The following is a 20,049-nucleotide window of genomic DNA, read 5'->3' as shown; positions in this document are numbered from 1 at the left end:
AAGTCGATATATGCAAGCAAAATTCAATCCACTACAAGTTATTATCAACCCACCTGGAATTCAATTTGGGATGCCAGGAGATACTATTGAACTCTATATTGTTGTAATCAATCAGGGAGATCAGAGTGCGGTTATTGACTTATATTTTGTTTTTGACGAAGTATTTCAAAATTTAACTGGCTGGTCTACCTCTCCTAGAGAAAGTTTAGCATTAGCTCCAGGGCAAAATAGCGACGAAGTAAAATTTGAGTTTGAAATTGCTGCAAATGCTCTCCCCGGAACCTATGACTATACACTAGTCGTAGATTCACCTCTACATTATCCCCAAGATACTCCCATAACCTTCCCGAACCAAATAAAGGTTCTGCTAAAAGAACAGACAGCAATTCGGGTAAATGACCCGACATTTTCCCTTAGACCTAATACCAACCCCAACAAACCATTAATTTTCAATCCTAGTGAACCTCTGCAAGTGGAAGTAATAGTTGACAATCGCTCTTATCTTGTAGATAGGTTCCGCTTGAGTTGCCCAGATTTAGATGATGACTGGTTCACAATTAATTATCCTGCAACTGGATTTGAGGGGCTAGGGTTAGTGTCTGACGTGACTGCAATAGAACTAAACCCTGGTACTCAAGGTCAAATATTCTTGAAATTTCACCCACCTGGAGATACTCTGGCGGGAAGTTATTCTCCAACAATCCGCTTATATTCGGAAAACTCTCCAGACTTAGTGCTACTGGATTTGGTATACATTCAAATTCCGATAAATTATCACCTAAATATAGAACTTCATACCATCTTAGGACAAGTTAGCCGTAGTCTTGGCAAATACGAATTATCACTAGCTAATCGGGGCAATATTATCCGCGAACTGATATTAAACTTAAAAAGTCGAGATGAAGAAGAACTATATACTTATAAATTTGAACCTACTGAAATCAGATTATTACCTAATAGAAGTGCCGTAGCTAATTTGACGGTCAAACCCAGACCTTGGTGGCGACGACCGTGGTTTGGTGCAGGTTTAGTGGTAAACTTTCAACTCGACATCAAAGACCAACAAAGTTTACCCCTACCTAACACATTACCTCAAGGAACTTTGGTATGGAAACCACGTCCTTTGTGGCAATTTATTTTGTTACTTTTGGTAGTTTTAGGCTTACTAGGAGGGATAGGATTCATCATTTGGCGAATTTTAAACCCCGATCCTTTAAGATTAGAAAATTTTAGTGCAAATGACTCTCAAATTACTGAAGGCGATGAAGTATCTTTGAAGTGGGACATTCACAATTATCAACAGTTACAAAAGTTAGTTCTCACAGCCAAGGGTTCGCAACCGATTCAGCCTATTACTTTTGACTTTAGTAATGGCATTCCTGAAACACTGGGTAAGGGAAATACTAATGAAATACCTCCTTGTCAAGTGCAAGATAAACAACAGCTAATTTGTAGCAACGTTAAAACTGGAGTGAAAACAAAAGGAAATTACACTTTTGAGTTACAAGCATTTTATCGTAATGGTATCCAATTATTTTCTCCCAAGAATCAAGTAGCCAGCCAAACAACCCAAATAGAAATAGCTGAAAAACAAATTGCGGAAGTACTTAGTTTCCAAACGGATAAGCCACTATATACAAAAGGTCAAAATATTCTTTTAAGTTGGACAATTGCCCGTCCATTATTATTAGGAAAAATTCAAATTGCTGGCAGTGCAGATGATGGTACATTATATAGTGAGCCAATTATTTATAAATTTAATCAAGGTAATCTTGCCGATCCGAAACTCCAAAAACTATGTACACAACAAAATCAACAACTGCGATGTATAAATATTCCTCTACCAGCATATAAAGCTGGTAAATATGCGTTTGAAATCAAAGCTTTTCCTAACAATGGAAGCCAAAAAACTAGTTTTAAAAAGACTGAATCAAAAATTGAAATATTACCCAAACCATTTAAAATTGTCTCTTTTAGAATCAACGGTAGCGAGCAACCAAATCTGGTTCTCAACGAAGGCGAATCTGCTACCTTGAGTTGGAGAGTAGAGGGAGAAAATATTCAGGTTAAACTTCTACCATACGGCAATGATGTTCCAGCCGTTGGCTCTATGAAGCTTCCAGTCAATCAAGCCTTCCCCCCCCAAATTGGACTGCTAGTCAATGATATATCTGGTAAGCAACAACCCCAGCAACGAGGATTTGCAATCACAGTAATCAAAAAAGTAGAGCCGACTCCTGTACCTAGCATTAACCCAATTCCACCTATTCTGCCACCTAGTAATAACCCATTTAAGACTCCCTTACCTCAAAGGTAACTTTTTGAGCAATGTGAAAAGCAGAGATATATGAAAGTTGAAGACTGCCTCCAAAATCATTTTCTATGCAACGCCTTAATCCCAAAAATAAAGACTCTTTGTTGTGTGGATCTAATTTTATATATGGTGAGTAAGTGTTCAAAAGCGTTAAATATTCATCAACAGTGTAGGTTACTTCTGATATAACTTGTCCAGATATCAAGTCTTTGAATTGTCCCGAATCAATAGCCATATTTCCTAATTGTCTCAAGATATATTCTTGAGTCTTTTGGTCTTCATATCGATCCAGAGATGGAGCATGTACTTGATAGATTTGCGATAAACTTTGGTAAACTTCGTCGCTAGGTTGAAGTTCCTTATTCCACAATAAAATCAGATAGCCATTCTCTTTTAGAGCATTTGCTGCTTTTAGATATCCAACTTCTGGTGATATCCAATGAAAAGAACTCGCTGCTAAAACAGCATCAAATTCCACTGGCTTGAGTTCCCACTCTTCAAAGGAGGTGTTCTGTATCTCTACATTAGAATACGGTTGACAATTCTGTTGAGCTAACTGGAAAAAATCTGGATTGGGTTCTAAGCAGATTATAGAGCAACCCAATTGAGCGATGCCTAATGTTGCAGTTCCAGGGCCACATCCCACTTCCAGAATTTTTGAGTCAGTGGAGAGTTGAGCAAGTTCCACAACTTGGTGAATCAAATCCTGAGGATATCGTGGTCTTGCTTTATTGTAAGCTTCTGCTGCTGGAGAATACCAATTTTTGCGCTGTTCGAGGTCTGTGCTAGAGTAGCTGATTATTGCTTGTTTTAAGTCTTCCATAATCTATTCAATTCCTGCAAAGAGCATCAAACTTTGTCTATCGTCGCTTTTGCTAACTTAATTCCTGGTTTTATGAAAAGCTCGGCGTCTGCGCCCATTTTCAAGCTGAGGTTTTCGCAACGGTACTACCTCAGCTTCACTACTCTCCCGTGCTACCCGAATCAGCAACCCAGCAGCTATTAAGCTGGCAATCATAGAATTACCACCATAACTAAACATAGGCAAAGGTAAACCAGTAGTTGGTAGAGAACCTGTAGCAACACCGATGTGGAGCAATGATTGTCCTACCATTAAAATCGTCACACCGATCGCAACTAATCTATGTACTATATTTTTAGCCTTCAGCGCCACAATTAATCCAAGAGTGGCAAATGTAGCTAAAAGTACCAACAGCACCATACTGCCAACAAAGCCAAACTCTTCAGCGAACACCGCAAAAATAAAATCAGTATCTTGAATTGGTAAATAAAACAGCTTTTGTTGAGAAAGCCCATATCCAGCTCCCCAAGTTTTACCAGAACCCACAGCTAGTAAACTTTGCACCAACTGGTATCCATCTCCTGTAGCATCCGCCCAAGGATTCAGGAATGACATCACCCGCTTACGCTGATACTCTTTAATACTAATACTGAGGACTGCTAACATCACTCCACCAACTGCTGTTCCTCCCAGATATTTGTAAGGTAAGCCAGCTGCGAGAGCAATTAGCCAAATAGTCATACCGCAAAGTGCCGTTGTACTCAAGTTAGGCTGGGCAAGAATTCCTAAAAGTACCAGACCGAAAACACCTAACCACGACAAGCGAACCCGCCAACTGATTCGTTCCCACTGACCAAAAAGCCGCGCACTTTGCAGCACCAAAAAGGGTTTAATTAATTCTGAAGGTTGAATCGGAATTGGCCCGATCGCAATCCAACGCGCTGCATCAAAAGCTTTTTTTCCCAATCCTGGGATTAGTGTGACAAAAATTAACCCCAAAAACAGCAACAAAAACCAATGGGATAGTCCCAAAATTTTCTGCAACGGCGAATTAACAATAATATTGAATCCGATTAAGGAAACGAAAACCCAAAGCAGTTGACGCTTAAAGTAGTACAACCCATCATTCTGACGGGCGTCAGCGACGGGATAGGATGCTGAAAATAGCATGATCAAGCCGACGAACAGCCAAATCAACGTTAACCAGCGCAACAACCGCGCTTCTAAGGCCCAGTTGGAGACTGAACTATCAAAAATTGGAATCAGGCGGCGTAGATTCACGATCGGTACAGGTAAAAAGTTAGAATTTAGGAGTTAGAAATAAAACTCATAAATCATAACTTATAACTCATAAGTAGGCTTTACAACCATAAATCTGAGAGTTGTCAACTTCAATACACCGCTAGTTCAATATTTAGGACAAATTGCGATCGCTACTCCGCAATTTAAAAGTAATATTTTATACTTAAAATCAGGATTGTTATAGTTAAGAGCGATCGCTCAAAAATTGACTTAAAGTATTTATTTAATTAAACTTAATGATTTCACGTAATTGACTAATTGTTTATCCATAGATAAGGGAATTTCAATCCAGAACTCAGTTCCTTGCCCAGGTTCCGATACACATCTGAGTGTTCCCCCATGTTTTTCAACTACAATCTGATAGCTAATGGATAAACCTAATCCTGTACCCTTACCTACAGGCTTAGTTGTAAAAAATGGATCAAACAGTCGTTCCTTAACTGCTTCTGTTATTCCTGAACCATTATCGGCAATTCGGATCACACAGTTTGTTTCAATGATTTCCGTAGTAATTGTAATAGTATTAGGATTAGCATGGATTTCTGCGATCGCGCGTTTACTATCATAGTTATCGAGCGCATCGATTGCATTACTAATAATATTCATAAATACTTGATTGAGTTGACCAGCGTAGCAATCTACTAAAGGCAAATCCCCATAATTTTTAACTACTTTAATTCCAGGATGATCAACACTATTCTTAAAGCGACTCTGTAAAATCAGCAAAGTGCTATCTAGCCCCTGGTGAATATCAACTCTTTTCTTCTCCGCTTCATCAAGACGAGAGAAATTCCGCAGGGACAAGACAATTTCAGAGATCCGTTCGGCTCCTACTTGCATTGAATTTAGGATTTTTGGCAAATCATCTAGTAAAAAATCTAACTCAATTTCCTTAATGTATTCTTTAATTTCTGACACAGGATTGGCATAAAATTGCTGGTAAAGATACACAAGTTTTAGTAAACACTGTGTATAATCCTTTGCATATGTTAAATTCCCGTAAATAAAATTAACAGGATTGTTAATTTCGTGAGCAACTCCTGCAACTAACTGCCCCAAACTAGACATTTTCTCAGCTTGGACTAATTGGGCTTGAGTTTGTTGTAGCTCTCGGAGGGATTTTTCCAATTTTTTAGACTGAGCCTCAGCAATTTCTGCTAAATTCTCCTTGATTTGTAGCGCACTCCGTAGTTGTGCCCTTTGCTGTTTCAGTTCACCTGTTAACTTTTTAGCATCAGCCAAAGCAGTATTCTGAGCTTGTAGCAGAAACAGAAAATCAACAATAGGATCGTGAATTGCAAAGTCTTTGAGTTTAATACCCAGAGGAGCCAGGCTAGTTGTATCTGTAATCCAGGGAGAACCTAAAAAAAATATCACATCCTCCTCTGGTTGATACATCATCTGCCCCTTGAGATGCATTCCATTGTGGAGAAACTCTAATATAAACAGGGCACGAGACTGCTTACTGATAACATCAAAATCGACCAAAATTTTTGGACGATTGATTTGGAAATGCTGCTCAATCAATTTACCAACCAATGGTTCAGGACAAATACGCCCGAAGACATCACCAGCTTGTACAATTTCCCGATTACGGCTAAAGGCAAAGTGGAAGGGAAAAGCTTTCGCCAGCAACTCTGGCGAAAGTGTAAGGTGAGGAGGAGCCATGCTGCACTCAATTTGGTTTATAAATCACTAAAAATTCATCATGTTCAGCACCCTCATCTCGACTTTGGGTTTGGGTAACATGAACCTCTGTATCAAACCTGCTTCCCAATCCCTTGACTAATCCAAGAATCATTGGCGCTAGCCCTTCTCTATCAGAGCGATAATGTAAGCTCAGAGAATTTTCTTCCATATCAGTACATTCAAATGATGGGGGTTGGAGTTTAGGAAAACTAACACCCACACGAGCATGAAGATTATCAAGGTTTTCTAAAAACTCAGGTAGTTCATCTCCACTCATATCCATCATTTCGCCATAGCCTTCTTGGGCTGTGTACTGAACCCAGAATTCCCCAAAGGCTTGCATAATCTCATTGGCAGATAAATCCAAAATGACACTAGCAGCTTTTACCAGCTTGTGGGTGATGTCATCGGGATAGCCTTCCATACTGAGGAAAACATCTACATCTACCTCTGCTTTGTGCTTGATTTTTTTCCAAGTTTCTTCGCCAAAGCGACTGCATACCATGTCTTGAATCGCCTTGTTTACTAAACCGTACATTGAAGCCTCCTCTTGCTGCACCTAATTTTGCTTTGTGAATTTGCCCAAGACTCGACAACTAATTTCTTAAAAGGCTTAATTTACAGCTATTTTCAGCTAAATAGACCACACAGTAGGGGCAATTCATGAATTGCCCCTACGACAGATGTGGTTCAAATACATGAAAAACTGCTGTAAATGACAAAATTTTCTGTAATCAAACCTTGAAATGGTTTTATACAGCTTTAAAAACCGAAAAAATAGGGAAAACTGTTTGTATTCTAATGCTACAAATGCTCATTATTACAACCGTATTTTCACTTATTACTTTTACCTAGTAGTCTGTCCCAAAAGTTTTGAGAGGTTAGTGATGTTCAGATCCCCGACTTCGCAGAAGTCGGGGATCTAGTAGCCCCACAAAATTAATGGGACAGACTACTAGATGGCTTTGAGGTTTTGTAGTAAGTATTTTAGTGCTTACTACAAATTTGCTCACCTTAATCTTGACAGGCTAACTACAACGATTCATCAAAAGGCAGCCATGAATCAGGATACAAACTATATTTGGAGATTTGACGCTGAATGCCGTTAAAAAATTGGACACGGGCATCCATAGCTTCTGCAATCGCTAGCTTTACCTTGATATCCTCTTCATTCATAGTGATTCGAGGTTCAATCACTGCTGCTAGCTTCGCTGCATGACTATCATCCACATCAATATGGACTTCAAAAAAGATTAGGGATTCTTTGGGTAAGGGAGCAGCGCCAACAATTCCTTTATATAGTTGTGTGTATAGCGAACTAACAATCCCTTCGGAAGCATAACAGACGGCACCAAGTGCAGCTAAATAGCCGTACTTATGTGGCATTTGTAAATAAGTTTCAATCAGGGCACGAGTTTCAGGTGCAGTGGGTAGCGATGCCAGAGTTTCGTCGTGAATACCAAGGGCGCGGGTAAATTGACGAAACAATTCTGGGTGAGACTGAGTTATATCTCCCTGTCCCATTTCGTCAAACAGGTTTTCTAAGATGACTAACTGGCTACTTTCATCTTGGCAGCAAGACAAGATGCTAGCCAAGATCCGATTAAATTCTTTGGAGAATTTGTACATCTGAACAGCTAGTACCTGTATATCTGGTAAAAATAAATTTCCAGTCCGACAGCGAGTTAAGAATTCATGATTCCATAGAGGATGATTAACTGCTATTTCATGAAAAGAATTTCTAACTAAAGAAGATGTCTGTATCATCGTGATATTTGTAGGGCTAGATGGAGGGGTTGATCGAGTAAAGGGCTAAAAAATGATTCATCTATTGCGATATGTTCTGGAGTAACACGCAATTCCTGTAAGATTGGCATCGTATTGAAGCCAGCCGTTTTCAGAGCATTAAAGTAATCCTCAAGAGTTTTGTGAATCAATTGCACATTTAGCCAAGAACCATCTCGTTTCCAAATACGACCAGGAAACTGTTGATCTCGCTTGCTGAAGTAGCCTGAACCCTCAACTTGAAAATAAAACGGATATGCTGCTTCCCGCATATATGGAAAAGATGGATGGGGAACACTAAATACAAATCGACCGCCCGGACGAAGAATGCGTGCAACTTCTGCCATGCATTCTTGGGTCTGAGCAATTGTCAAATAGTTAAATAAAAACACTGCGACCACTAAATCAATTTCGCTATCATCAAACTGCTTGAGATTAGTAGCGCATCCTACTTGGTAGCTAATACCCAACGAATCTTTTATTTCTTGCGATTTTGCTGCTGCAATCATACTCTCGGAAAGGTCTATTCCATGTACCCATGCAGCGCCACGTCGGCTTAATTCTCGGCTGCAATAACCTTCACCACAACCGATATCAAGTACTCGCAACCCAGCGACAGGCTTACAAAGCTCTAGTACAAAAGGACGTGCGGTAAAGTCTGATAAGGAAGTAGGTTCTCCTCTAATCCATTCTGATGCTGTGCGATTATATAAGTTTTTAGTTGAGTTTTTGTTATTCACATTTGACATTTATCGGTATTGATTTATACTTAATTTACGCTTACTGAATTTAGTCCGAGCGGGCTAAAATCATGAATATCTATTATTTAATAATGAATTTGTTTTACTGATAAGGTTGATTTTACCGATTTTGGCTTACTTGTCGATTTTGCGTTTAAAAACTAGCCTTTTAAAAGAAGTAGCTAATCTGAAAAGTGCCATCTTGTTAATTTCTTTAAATATAAACACCTAAATGATATTTAACTTCATGAACTTGCGTTGTTACTTAGTTAACAGCAACTTCACATATAGATAGTTTGGCTTTTAAGCTCCAACTTCATCTATGCTTTATTAAATAAGTTAAAATTAACTCTTTTAATCAAGATAGATAAGAGAAATAAAACAGTATATTTTACGAAGTATAAAAAGAATAACCTTGTTAATTTGTAATAGCCAAGATTCGTTTTGAAAACGAAATGGCTTTGGATGCATGAGTTATTTAGCCAATTTAGAATAACGTTGGAAGAAATGATGTTAGAAGAACTGTTAGCAGAATCACCAGTGCGCGATCGCTTACAATATGAACGTGCGATCGCATTTTCGGAGCTAGGCGATCGCCTCTTTGATGAGCTTGCTGATAAAATTGCTACAAAGCGACAGTACCGACTACTGTTTGAACACACATTAAAGCCTGAGTTATTCCAACAAATCCGAATTGCTGCTGCTGGTTATATTTCAGCGTGTCTGAATAGTCCCATCATTCTTTCGGAAGCTGAAATGCTGGAACGACTACTAGCAGCAAGAAGTACTTTACCGAACTACACCGGCACTGGTCTTTTGATGCCCAAGCGAGAACACATTTTGGCATTTAACCTCTTTCAAAAAAGTGTCGCAGAGGCTTTTTACCAACTAGGAGCAAATGACCTGATTGATGCAGTGGATTTACCAGTCAATCTCCGCATGGTCTACGGTAAGACTGATGCCAAGAAGTTGGGTTTGCCCTTCGCTAGCTCAAAATGTCACAGTGATGTCTGGGCAGGTGTTGCTGCTGATGCAACTGTAGTGGTTCTGCCACTATTTGGTGACATCGATAATATCACCATCGAAGCAGGTGAAATGCCCCGCGAAATGGAACTACCGTCTATGCACGTGATGTCAGACTTCGCTGAAGGTCGGGATATTCCAATGGTTGTCTCCTACACAGAAGCACAACTACAGCACGGCACAATGTACTTTAATGATGCCCGTGGATTGCATCAAACAGTAAGAAGGAAAACTGAAGGTCTAAGAATCTCAGTAGATTTCCGGTTCCGCAGGAAATTCAATGAAGCTTATCGCGCAATGGTAGCACCTAATATTGGTGGTATTGAAGAAGATATGAGTGTGCCTTATGAAGACTGGCTGAAGGTTGGGAAAGAAACGCTAATTGTGTTTGATGAAACTGTTGAACAAGCTAAGAATAGACAGAATCCTGACGCTCCAGTTCCACTTTACACTCGTGGGTATCGCCTTTTAAATATGTTTAACTTTTGATTTGCAAAAATCTGAGCTACAAAAAAGAGGTCTTTTTCGACCTCTTACCAATTCCCTAAAATAATATTCTATTTACAGAATTACGACAAGCCAGTATTAGCACCTTGCTTACCAGTTGCTAACTCCACTTTGATAATTGTGCCACCTGCTTTTTGAATACGTTGCTGTTCACGGAACCAGTTTTCATAAGGAACTAGCTTAGTAAAGTAAGTATTTTGCAGTTCGCGTTGGGTACGAATTCGGGTTTGGCTGGGAACTAGAGCAGTAATTTTAAAGAAACGGGCCATGTTTTGAAAATCTCCTGTATATTTTGTGAAAACTTTTTTTATCTCAAAATCTTGAGTGCAAATCTTTTAATTATTCCAAGGCTGGAAATCAAACATCAATACTAGACCACTAACACTCATCACTGATAATTTACCAAGATAAGCAATCTAACGTTCTAGCACTCACGGTTGATTTCCAGACCTTAATAAAGCCGCACCTAAATTCTTAAGCGCAAACTAGCTCTTAGCTTAAGCCAGAAGAGATATAGTCTAAGTAAACACCGACTTCCTTACCAGCGTCAGAACCTACCAAGCTGGCAGCTACTTCCTTGATTGCTTGGATAGCTTGCACGGTAGCACCAACGGGAACGCCCAAGGAATTGTAGGTTTCCTTCAAGCCGTTCAACACACGCTCATCTAGGATGGAAGGATCTCCAGCCAACAAAGCGTAGGTAGCGTAGCGGAGGTAATAGTCCAAATCACGAATGCAGGCAGCATAGCGGCGGGTGGTGTACATGTTGCCGCCGGGACGAGTGATATCAGAGTATAGCAAAGATTTTGCTACAGCTTCTTTAACGATCGCAGCAGCATTAGCGCTGATGGTGCTAGCAGCACGTACCCGCAGTTCGCCAGTGGAGAAGTAAACTTTTAGCTTCTCTAAAGCAGCGTTGTCTAAGTATTTACCTTGAACGTCTGCGGAGTTAATGACAGCGGTAATTGCGTCTTGAGCCATGTTGTTAATTCCTTATTTCCAACCGTATTGCAATACTTCTGTTTAAGTAGGTAAACAGCTTCAACTTATCCTAGAAGAGCGCCAACTAGGTAGTCGAAGTAGCCACCAGCTTCACTAGCGTCATCACCAGAGAGCAATGTAGCAGCTCCATTCTTCAGCCCACGAATACCTTCAGCAACACCATCGATAGGAGTTCCCAAGGACTTGTACAGTTCACGGGCACCGATAACACCAATTTCTTCGATGGGGGTAACATCACCAGCAACAATACCGTAGGTAATGAGGCGGAGGTAATAATCTAGGTCACGCAGACAGGTAGCAGTCAATTCTTGACCGTAAGCGTTACCACCAGGAGACACAACATCAGGACGCTTTTGGAACAGTTGATCGCCAGCTTGCTTAACAAGACGTTCGCGATTTTCTGTCAAAATTTGAGCAATCCGCACACGGCGCTCACCACTTGCAACAAAGGACTTGATCCGATCTAACTCACCAGGGCTGAGGTAGCGGGCTTCTGCATCAGCATTCACGATAGCTTTCGTGACAATACTCATTAATGGATTCCTCCAGTACGAATGAAACCAGGATTTGATTAAACTGGTGCGACTTTAGATTTGGTTTACTGAGTTTGTTTTCTCGTTCTTTTAGACACAACCGTTTTACAACTGCTACGGCTAATAAATTACGAGTTTGCTTGAGTCAACATAAGTCAACTAGCTTTTAAACTCAGTTACCTTCCGCAAAACATTTTCCGGCATTCTGTTGAGCATTTATGACTGCTCTTAATACTTTGTAATATTGCTTTTCAGAATTTACTCTTTTAGCAGCAATCTGAGAGCAGTATTACGAAAGGTTACGAATGGGGGACCAGGGATTGGGGATTGGGGATGGGAAATAATCTATTCCCTACTCCCTATTCCCTACTCCCTACTCCCTATTCCCTAATCAACCGCTACACTGCCAAGGTAGTTACCTGCTGGCAGAGATGGGAAGCGGTTGTAAGGCACAACATCTTCACCGAAGTAGCGGCTATATTCTGGACTTTCGACTATGGCTTCTACAGCAGCGGACAAACCACTATCGGCTAGCAGCTTGTTGTACTGGCTAATTTCTTCCTGAGTTGCGGGTGTACGCCCCAACAGATGACGGAAGAGGAACTCAATGACCTTGGCATGAGGATAAGGTGACAAGAAGCGCTGGCGATAGATTTGGGAACTAGCTAGTTCACGCACAAAATCGCGGACGGAAATTTCACCATTCTGGAGTTTGCTATCTAGGTCAGTACGGCGGAAATTATCAGGTACTTCACCGCTAAATACATCCAACACTTGCCGATAAATGGCGTTGATTGCCTGTTGTTTTTCGGCTTGGTTGGTGTTTTCGGTTAGACGGTAAATGCGTGCATGTTTACGCACACCTTGTTCCACTGATTGTCCGCTACCATCGTTGTAGGAACGACCCAGTTCCGCAAAGGATGGCTTACCATTTGCTTGTGCTGCGATATCTGCGATCGCCTGTAGCACTAGCGGTGTATCGTTACTAGCTCCGATACGGGCTTGTACTGGCTTAAAGCTTGGTACAACCACGTCATCGTTTTGCTTGGTAAGCTGGTTGTACAACTTCTCTGTATTGGGGAAGTTTGCCGCAGGTAAGGTCGGGAAGCGACGGTAAGGCACTGTATCTTCACCAAACACCTGGTTATATTCCACACTATCTACCAAAGCACCAATAAAGGCACGAATACCTTGAGTAGCCAAAATCTGGTTATACTTGCGGATTTCTGCTTGGTCTAGTGGCGCACGTCCCAAGAAGTGTTTGGTTCCCAACTCAATCACTTTGGTGTTGGGATAAGGTGTGTAGAACTCTTTCAGGTAGAGGTTAGAGTAACCCAAACCTTCAATAAATTCCTTCACACTAATTTCGCCATTCCCCAGCTTGCTTTCCCACTTTGTAAATTCGTTTTTGGCGATGTAGGGTGCAATATCCCGCTCAAAAATCTGACGATACGCAGCGCTAATCAAAGTTTTGACTGCAACTTTGTCACTGGTATTAGCCACAAGCTTGAAGACTTTGGTTTGTTCCCGTTGCTTGCTGACACCTTGGTTAATGCGGAACTGAATATCTGGTTCTGACCGATTTTCTGTTACAGTACCTAGTGTCACAAAGCTCGGTGTTACTTCCTTCTGGACTTTTGCGGCAATATCATCACGAATACTACCAACACGCAATTGTCGCCCGGATACACCACCAGGAGTCAAATACCGTTCGTAAGGAATTGTATCTTCACCAAAGGCTTCGCTGTATTCTACGCTGTTAATAATGGCATCAACCACCGCGTAAAAGCCCTGTTTTGAAGCAATATCAAAGTACTTGTTGATTTCTTGACGACCATAAGTCGGACGACCCAACAAGCGGCGGTGAATATACTCGATCGCTTTACAAACATACAGCGATGACCAGTACAGATTGCGGAACACATCTGACTTAGCCAAACCACGGATAAACTCTCGCACCGAGATGTCGCCGTTTTCCAGCTTGATTTCCAATACCTTCGGTCGCTGACCTTCGTAAAGATCGCGACCGAAAACTTGCAGGTAAGCAGCTTTAATCAATGCTTGCGTGGAGCTTTCGGAGTATCTGACGCTAGAATTTTTAGCAGCCTTTTTACCTCTAGTACCAGGCAGTTGATCTAACTTGAATACCTTAGGCCCAAGAGTACCAGGAGCTTCACCCCGCGCTCTGGGATTACTATTTTGGTTATTAATCCCTGCCCCTTGGTGAATCAGGATGCGTTTGGTATCCTTGCCAAAAGGAGCCGGATTGGTGCTGGGGTTGCGAGTTTCTTTCGGGAAAATCGCCCCAAACTGAATTTCCAATGGGTCATTACCAGAACCGTAGGGATGTTGATCTGGTAGCGGTTGCTCGTAAGCCGCAAATGTGGTAATAAACTGAGGTATCTTGCGGAAAGGCGCACTGTAGTTAAACAGGTCTTGCTGCGGCCCCCAGTTGCGACATTCTTGTGCTTCTTGACCCAGACCCCGCAGGTAGGGTACTGTTTCTTCACCAAAATAGTCGCTGTACTCAGCAGAATCTACTAAGGCATCTACTAAAGCTGCCAGACCACCCTTAGAAATAATCGAGAAGTATTTTTGTACTTCTTCTCGGCTACTTGGCCCCCGTCCTAGAATGTGACGGAAAGCTAGTTCGATGACTCGGCTGTTAATAAAAGGCTGGTAAAACTGTTTTTGGTAAAGGGGAGATTTAGCTAAACGACGGACAAACTCTTTCACAGAGATGTCGCCATTCTTCACCTTGGATTCCAGGTCAGATATGGATAAGCTATAAGCACGGGTAATGTCGCGCTCAAAGATTTGCCGATATGCAGCCTTGATTACCTCATTTTTTTCGGTGGCTGATAACCCAGTCTTCAAGACAAACTTGGGACGACGTTCTGCGGCATTAAAGTAAATTTGCGGCAGTTGTAACCCTTGCTGGTCACTAGAGGGGCGTTGGCGCACTTTATTTGAAGGTGTGGCTGCTTTGAATTCTGTTAACAAAACATCCATGTACTGAGACACAATTTCTGTAGCCTCAGCATCGTTGCGGAAAAAGGAAAGTGCCCCAGCTTTGATTTCTTGCAAAGCTACTAGCGTTGCTTCACCAGAGCAGGCATTTTCAATGATTTCCCGCAAACCCCTTGTATTCACCGCTATGATGTTGGGGTCGCCAGCAACGATCGCATAAGTAGCGTAGCGCAAGAACCAGGATAAATCCCGCAAGCTCTTGGCCATGTTGCTTGGGCCATAACGAGCAATGTTAATTGGTCTGAAACCTGCGGGTGTCGGGCCGCTGGGGGATGAGTTAAAGATTGAGCGTAAATTTTCTAGGAACCCACCACGACTTTCAACGTAGGTTACGGTTCCTAGTCTGAGGTCTTCTCTAACATCTTTACCACCACCAGCAGTTACTAGTTCTGCTTCTCTGGGCTTTTCTAAAAAAGCCATTGGCGAACCACCGACAAAAATCCGGTTGGCAGCCCGAGACACAATAATCTCGGCATTGTCCGTTAGCGTCTGGGAAATTTCTAGACGCTTTGCACCAGATGCAAAATAGCTTGCCAGTTCATTTAATTCACCATTTCCCAAGAAGCGGTCTTGCTGCTCTGCTTGGGTAATTGTGGCTACAGTTAGGGTTTGATATAGTTGCGGACGCGCAACCGAGCTTCCACCACTCGCCTTAACACTCATCGGATTTGTAAAACTCCCATCATAAGCGTTTATGTGTTAAGTCTGGATTGTTTTGAGGCTTGACACATCGGTGTGTCTATGCTTTATGAGCTTGAGAGTATTGCCTGCAAAACTGCCAGTAAATTAACCCAGTTAGCTTTTAGATTAGAACGTTTTGCGTTCTCAAGGCGGATTTATTAAGAAGTATGTAGAACATGTATCTTAAATGTCTCCAGTCTTAAAAGTGCATACTCCAGTTTGTCTGAGATTAAGTCTAAGTTTTGTAACTAAGTAGTAGGTTGGGAACTGTGTGCTGATTAATTTTTTATTTAAGCGCAAAGTGGCGCAGAGGTAAGCGCAGAGGCACGCAAAGAATTCGCTACAAATTCATAAAATTTTGTACTTAGTCACTGGACAGTGGTTATTAGTCGATGTTAAGTTGTTTTTGCTACTGATAAATTCATATTCACATCTAACACCGTACCGGAAATAATTCTTAATTTGTGGTGGTTTAATCTGTAACTATCAGCATTTGGATATAGGGTAAATACTATGCACAAGAGTTGTAAATTTAACTATTTATTCAATGTTACTTTGTCTGCGATCGCTATTATTTTAGCTGTCGCTCCGGCAAATGCGCTTCCAGAGCAAAATATCAGCACCGTTGTGAAGTGGGCAAAGACCAGACCTCAGCTACCAACTCTGAGATACAACAGCGAAGCCCACGGTTACGAGGGTACAAAGGGAAATTTATACTTCTATGCTGATGTCACTTCTGAAAATGGGACAGTGAATAAAGAAGGCATAACCGTTAGTGGTGATAAACGCCTCAAATTCACCACAAAAAATGCCAATGCAGTGAAACTGTTACAAAATATTTATAATTCTAATATTGCCAATGACTTCCAGAAGTCCCGATATATCACCAAAGTTGGACGTGACCAGTTTTATCGTGGGCAAAAGTTTGCTTACATCGCTGCTGAGGTAAAAGGTGGGTCATCATTACAGATAATTCCCTTGAATAAGTTGCAAGAGTTTATAGATAATGCCAAATATTGCCAAACTAATCAGTGCGACGTTTAATTAATTCGTAATTCGTAATGACGCTCGCGGACTCGCTAACATAATTCGTAATTTTTGAGTTTGATTAAGCCTGTGGGGTGTAATTTACATAAGCATTATCAGTAAAGAAAGGTACGCAATCACTAACGTTGTAAGCGGCTGACAGTTCAACGTCTGACTCAAAACCTTTTTCAATCAACTCTTTACCCGAACTGCATTTTTTCAAGTATCCTAGTAAATCCTTCTGGAAAGCCTGAAATGTTGTGACAGCAACTTCGGCTTCTGGTGATAAACTGCCATCTAAATAACTGAGAATTGCCCCAGCACCAATTAAATCTTCAAATGCAGGGCGTAGGCTACCATCTTCTTTCCACCTCTCACCAGCAGGAATTATAGCGATTTTATCACCATACTTTTGAGCAAACTCCGCCACCGCTTGGCAATTTCGCAAGCAACCAGCCAAAGTTGGTATATTCCCTGTATGTAAAGTCAGAAAAGAACCATTAGGTGATGGTAAAACTAGTCTAGTTCCAGCAGGAATCTGAAGTACCGATTTTGGCGAGAGAGAATATCCACTTATAGTCCAACGTTGTCTATGACTTGCCAACTCTGCTCGGACTGATTTGGCATAATCTATGACAGATTCATCTCTCATTGCGTAGGGAAAAATTATTGCACCGTTGTTGGTGGCGATTTCCACGCAAGTAGAAAAAGAGAGAATGTCAACTATTACAATTACATCACTGATGGGAGCGAGTTGAGCAACTCCTTGTGGCCCCCATTCACAGCGTAAATTAAACTCTGATTGGTTGTAAATCATTGGTGCGATCGCAAAAGACAATATGATCAAAATCAAACCACAAATTAACCAAGTCAGTGATCTTAATTTGTCTCAAGGCTAAATTGACCTAGATATTATAATAAATATAAAACTTAAAATATAAAAATATTATGAATATAGCTGTAAAAACTACCTCTCAGATAACTGCACCAAAGTTAAATTATGTATGATGTGCTGATTGAAAATCAACCAGATGGTACAGTTAAAGCAACATTGCTAGGTTTACCAGACTGTCAAGGTTTATGTATTCCTTCTTCTATTGTTGAATATCTTTGAGGATTTCCTTAGCTTCTTCGTTCCCTAAGCTTGCAGCTTTCCGAAAATCTTCCATTCCTTGATACATATTCTTATTCATACTATGACTAGCACCTCGTAAAAAGTAGGCTTTATCATTATTGGGATTTATATTAACTGCTTTGTTACAGTTATTTACTGCTTCAGTATAATCTTTCAATTTGAAATATGCTGCACCTCGTAAAAAGTAAGCTTCATCATTATTAGAATTTATCTTAACTGCTTCGTTACAGTCATCTACTGCTTCAGTATAATCTTTCAATTGAAAATGCTCTGAACAACGGTTAACGTAGTCTTTATCAAGGTTAGAATTTGTTTCAGAATTCAAATTATTAGCAAAAATAATCAGTGAAAGTGAAAAAACTGCTATTAAACCTATTAAAATAAGAGCAATCATTTTATAACGGATAATTAGCAGATTTATGTAGGCTTGCGTAAAGTTGGCATCAATATGTAAAGCTTGGTTGTAATCGTTTATTGCTCCCTGTTTGTCTCCTAGTGTAGAACGTGCAAGCCCCCGATTGTTGTAGGCATCGGCATGATTAGGATTAATACGCAAAGCTTGGTTGTAATCGTTTATTGCGCCCTTTATATCTCCCAATACATAACGGCTAAGTCCCCGGTTGTTGTAGGCATCGGCATCTTTATCTTTGTAAGAGGTTTGTTTTTTAGGAAATATATCAATACCAAGTTTTATGGAGCGATCGCACCAATAACACTTACCATAAGTTTGGCTGTAGTAGTGGCTGTCTACCTTTCCACAGATAGTTAAGTCATTAACAGCAAGTCTGAGCGCTTTTACCCAATCCCCAGCAGTTGGGCGCAAGTTAGAATTTTTATAACCATCGTTAAAGCATCTGAGAAAACATCGCTGAACCTCTGGGTGAATAATCTCAAGAGGAATTGTCCTTTCTACAGGTTGAACCAAACTGTTTGGTGCATACATCCATAAACCCTGACGGATAAGTTCATTAGGTAGTGGTGTGTCTCCCGTACCTGTCCACTTTCCCGCAAAAGGAGTTTGACCACCAAACAACAACTGATAGATAATTACTGCTAACCGAAAGCGATCGTGTATTTCCGTTTGATCAATGCTATCAAAATCTTTGCCAATCAGTTCCGGTGGTGTAAAGCCATCTGAACCAACTGAACAACGATAAACCTTATTATTTTTCGGATTCCGAACCTGAAAAGAATCAGTATCAATAATTGAAGGTAAGGCGCGATCGTTTACAAGAATATTTTGCGGTTTGATGTCACCTAAAACATAGCCAGAAATGTGAATTGCTTCAATAATTGAGGCGATATTCAGCGCTGTTGTGTGGAGAAAACGCCAATCAACCTCAAGTTTCAAAGCCTTACGTCGCTTGGTATTGTATACATCAATAAGTTCTTTTGCTTCTTTAATTTCCGGCATCAAAAAGCCGACACAATTACCTTGAGCATCTTTCAATACCGACTTAGGCCAAGCAAAAGAAATATGATTGAGGTGAGAGTTTGGCTCTTTGGGTCGGTGCGCTATCATCACTGCCAACTTTTGCACATGCTCAGGAGTTTGGTCGTGGTAAATTTTCGCTAAGTAACCATTGCGATTAGTTCGCCAAACCTTAGCTTCACCACTAATTTTAGGTTCACCCAGCAGAGTAATCGATTGCCCCGTACTGGCACAGGTGAAAACTGTCATCGAATTTTACTCTCTATCAAACAAGCACAAAAGTAAGGTTTTATCATCATCAGTGCGAGAATTTAGCCGTTCAGAGTTTAGGAATTCCATCAAATATTTATCTTCATCCTCCCCATTAACAGGTTCGTGCAAGTATTCCTCCAAAGGTTTAAAGAAAGGCGAGAATGGTTGCCAGTCACTCAAACGAATTGCTACTTTTTCTAGTCCATCAGTCGAAGCACAAATAAACTCTTGTTTTTGGTTAAAGACCTTTACCTGCATTGCTTTTAGTGCATTTGTTGAGGTAATAAAAGTTGTTTCATTAGCAAACTCACCTTTATCGGGCTGAAACAACAGTTGATATTCTGAATCTTCAGAACGCCTTACAATAAATCCATCCCCGATTTGCATAGCTGCAACCCAGTCAGTAGTTGCCACAAAAACCAACAATGTACAAGCTAAATCATTAAGAGAATAATTTTCTTTAGCTGCTTTCTTGCCTAATTCAGCAATTACCTTGTTTACAGTTTTAGTAAATAAATTCTCGGCTTCTGTTTGCGAAAATTCTTGAGAAATATTTTGCCAACAGCGTTTGCGCTTCTGAAGATATTCACTAATTCCTCCCAGGTATTTGAGTACTGTTTCTACCGCTAACCGAGAACCAACATCAGAATATTTAGCACTACCAGCACCATCAGCAACAGCGCCTACAATCACATCCTTAAAGATGCGAGAATCCCCATAATCTTGACAAACTATCCCCTGTTTTTGATGACTTGTTCCAATCTCGGAACGTGCAACAGCTTTCCAATTCACAAAA

15 protein-coding genes and 1 pseudogene are annotated in these 20,049 nt (G+C 40.7%); 3 read left to right on the top strand and 13 right to left on the bottom strand.

Annotated features, from left to right (window positions below):
* The first annotated feature begins 10 nt into the window (after window positions 1-10).
* A complete protein-coding gene (locus FD723_RS02965) occupies window positions 11-2,317 on the top strand; it encodes a hypothetical protein (RefSeq protein WP_179064028.1) in 2,307 nt (768 codons plus the stop codon).
* On the opposite strand, the gene FD723_RS02960 is transcribed toward FD723_RS02965, so the two are convergent.
* The 6 genes from FD723_RS02960 to FD723_RS02935 form a co-directional block, all read right to left on the bottom strand.
* A complete protein-coding gene (locus FD723_RS02960; RefSeq protein WP_179064027.1) occupies window positions 2,292-3,137 on the bottom strand; it encodes a class I SAM-dependent methyltransferase in 846 nt (281 codons plus the stop codon). The genes FD723_RS02965 and FD723_RS02960 overlap by 26 nt on opposite strands.
* A gap of 57 nt (window positions 3,138-3,194) precedes the next feature.
* Window positions 3,195-4,397 (bottom strand): FtsW/RodA/SpoVE family cell cycle protein, encoded by a 1,203-nt coding sequence (locus FD723_RS02955; RefSeq protein WP_179064026.1) that lies wholly within the window; start codon window positions 4,395-4,397, stop codon window positions 3,195-3,197.
* Window positions 4,398-4,637: 240 nt separating this feature from the next.
* Window positions 4,638-6,086, bottom strand: coding sequence for a sensor histidine kinase (locus FD723_RS02950; protein ID WP_179064025.1), 1,449 nt, complete (start codon window positions 6,084-6,086; stop codon window positions 4,638-4,640).
* A 7-nt stretch (window positions 6,087-6,093) separates the two neighbouring features.
* Window positions 6,094-6,645, bottom strand: coding sequence for a heme NO-binding domain-containing protein (locus FD723_RS02945; RefSeq protein WP_179064024.1), 552 nt, complete (start codon window positions 6,643-6,645; stop codon window positions 6,094-6,096).
* Between the two features lie 494 nt (window positions 6,646-7,139).
* Window positions 7,140-7,874 (bottom strand): TenA family transcriptional regulator, encoded by a 735-nt coding sequence (locus tag FD723_RS02940; RefSeq protein ID WP_179064023.1) that lies wholly within the window; start codon window positions 7,872-7,874, stop codon window positions 7,140-7,142.
* On the bottom strand, window positions 7,871-8,641 hold the full coding sequence (locus FD723_RS02935; protein WP_179064022.1) for a class I SAM-dependent methyltransferase: 771 nt from the start codon (window positions 8,639-8,641) through the stop codon (window positions 7,871-7,873). Before FD723_RS02935 ends, FD723_RS02940 begins: the two co-directional genes overlap by 4 nt.
* 498 nt (window positions 8,642-9,139) lie before the next feature.
* On the opposite strand from FD723_RS02935, the gene FD723_RS02930 reads away from it, so the two are divergent.
* Window positions 9,140-10,144 carry a hypothetical protein gene (locus tag FD723_RS02930; protein ID WP_179064021.1) on the top strand — a complete coding sequence of 335 codons (1,005 nt, stop codon included), beginning with the start codon at window positions 9,140-9,142 and terminating at the stop codon, window positions 10,142-10,144.
* An 80-nt stretch (window positions 10,145-10,224) separates the two neighbouring features.
* On the opposite strand, the gene FD723_RS02925 is transcribed toward FD723_RS02930, so the two are convergent.
* The 4 genes and pseudogenes from FD723_RS02925 to FD723_RS02910 all read right to left on the bottom strand — a co-directional run.
* A complete protein-coding gene (locus FD723_RS02925; RefSeq protein ID WP_179064020.1) occupies window positions 10,225-10,431 on the bottom strand; it encodes a phycobilisome linker polypeptide in 207 nt (68 codons plus the stop codon).
* Window positions 10,432-10,654: 223 nt separating this feature from the next.
* Window positions 10,655-11,143, bottom strand: a complete 489-nt coding sequence (gene apcB / locus FD723_RS02920) for an allophycocyanin subunit beta (protein ID WP_179064019.1) — start codon at window positions 11,141-11,143, stop codon at window positions 10,655-10,657.
* Window positions 11,144-11,208: 65 nt separating this feature from the next.
* Window positions 11,209-11,697, bottom strand: a complete 489-nt coding sequence (gene apcA, locus FD723_RS02915; protein ID WP_179064018.1) for an allophycocyanin subunit alpha — start codon at window positions 11,695-11,697, stop codon at window positions 11,209-11,211.
* 399 nt (window positions 11,698-12,096) lie between these two features.
* Window positions 12,097-15,390: pseudogene (locus FD723_RS02910) on the bottom strand (phycobilisome rod-core linker polypeptide); the annotation flags it as partial.
* A gap of 531 nt (window positions 15,391-15,921) precedes the next feature.
* Between FD723_RS02910 and FD723_RS02905 the strand changes: the two are divergent.
* A complete protein-coding gene (locus tag FD723_RS02905; RefSeq protein WP_179064016.1) occupies window positions 15,922-16,452 on the top strand; it encodes a hypothetical protein in 531 nt (176 codons plus the stop codon).
* Window positions 16,453-16,516: 64 nt separating this feature from the next.
* On the opposite strand, the gene FD723_RS02900 is transcribed toward FD723_RS02905, so the two are convergent.
* The 3 genes from FD723_RS02900 to FD723_RS02890 form a co-directional block, all read right to left on the bottom strand.
* Complete coding sequence (locus FD723_RS02900; protein ID WP_256875033.1) at window positions 16,517-17,281, bottom strand: 2-phosphosulfolactate phosphatase; 765 nt, start codon at window positions 17,279-17,281, stop codon at window positions 16,517-16,519.
* A 247-nt stretch (window positions 17,282-17,528) separates the two neighbouring features.
* Complete coding sequence (locus FD723_RS02895) at window positions 17,529-19,250, bottom strand: tetratricopeptide repeat protein (protein WP_179064015.1); 1,722 nt, start codon at window positions 19,248-19,250, stop codon at window positions 17,529-17,531.
* A 6-nt stretch (window positions 19,251-19,256) separates the two neighbouring features.
* The gene (locus tag FD723_RS02890) at window positions 19,257-20,045 is read right to left on the bottom strand and encodes a PP2C family serine/threonine-protein phosphatase (RefSeq protein WP_179064014.1); all 789 of its coding nucleotides are present in this window, start codon (window positions 20,043-20,045) and stop codon (window positions 19,257-19,259) included.
* Window positions 20,046-20,049 lie beyond the last annotated feature (4 nt).

Source organism: Nostoc sp. C052 (assembly GCF_013393905.1).
Taxonomy (GTDB): Bacteria; Cyanobacteriota; Cyanobacteriia; order Cyanobacteriales; family Nostocaceae; genus Nostoc.
This window is presented reverse-complemented; position numbering and strand designations above follow the sequence as displayed.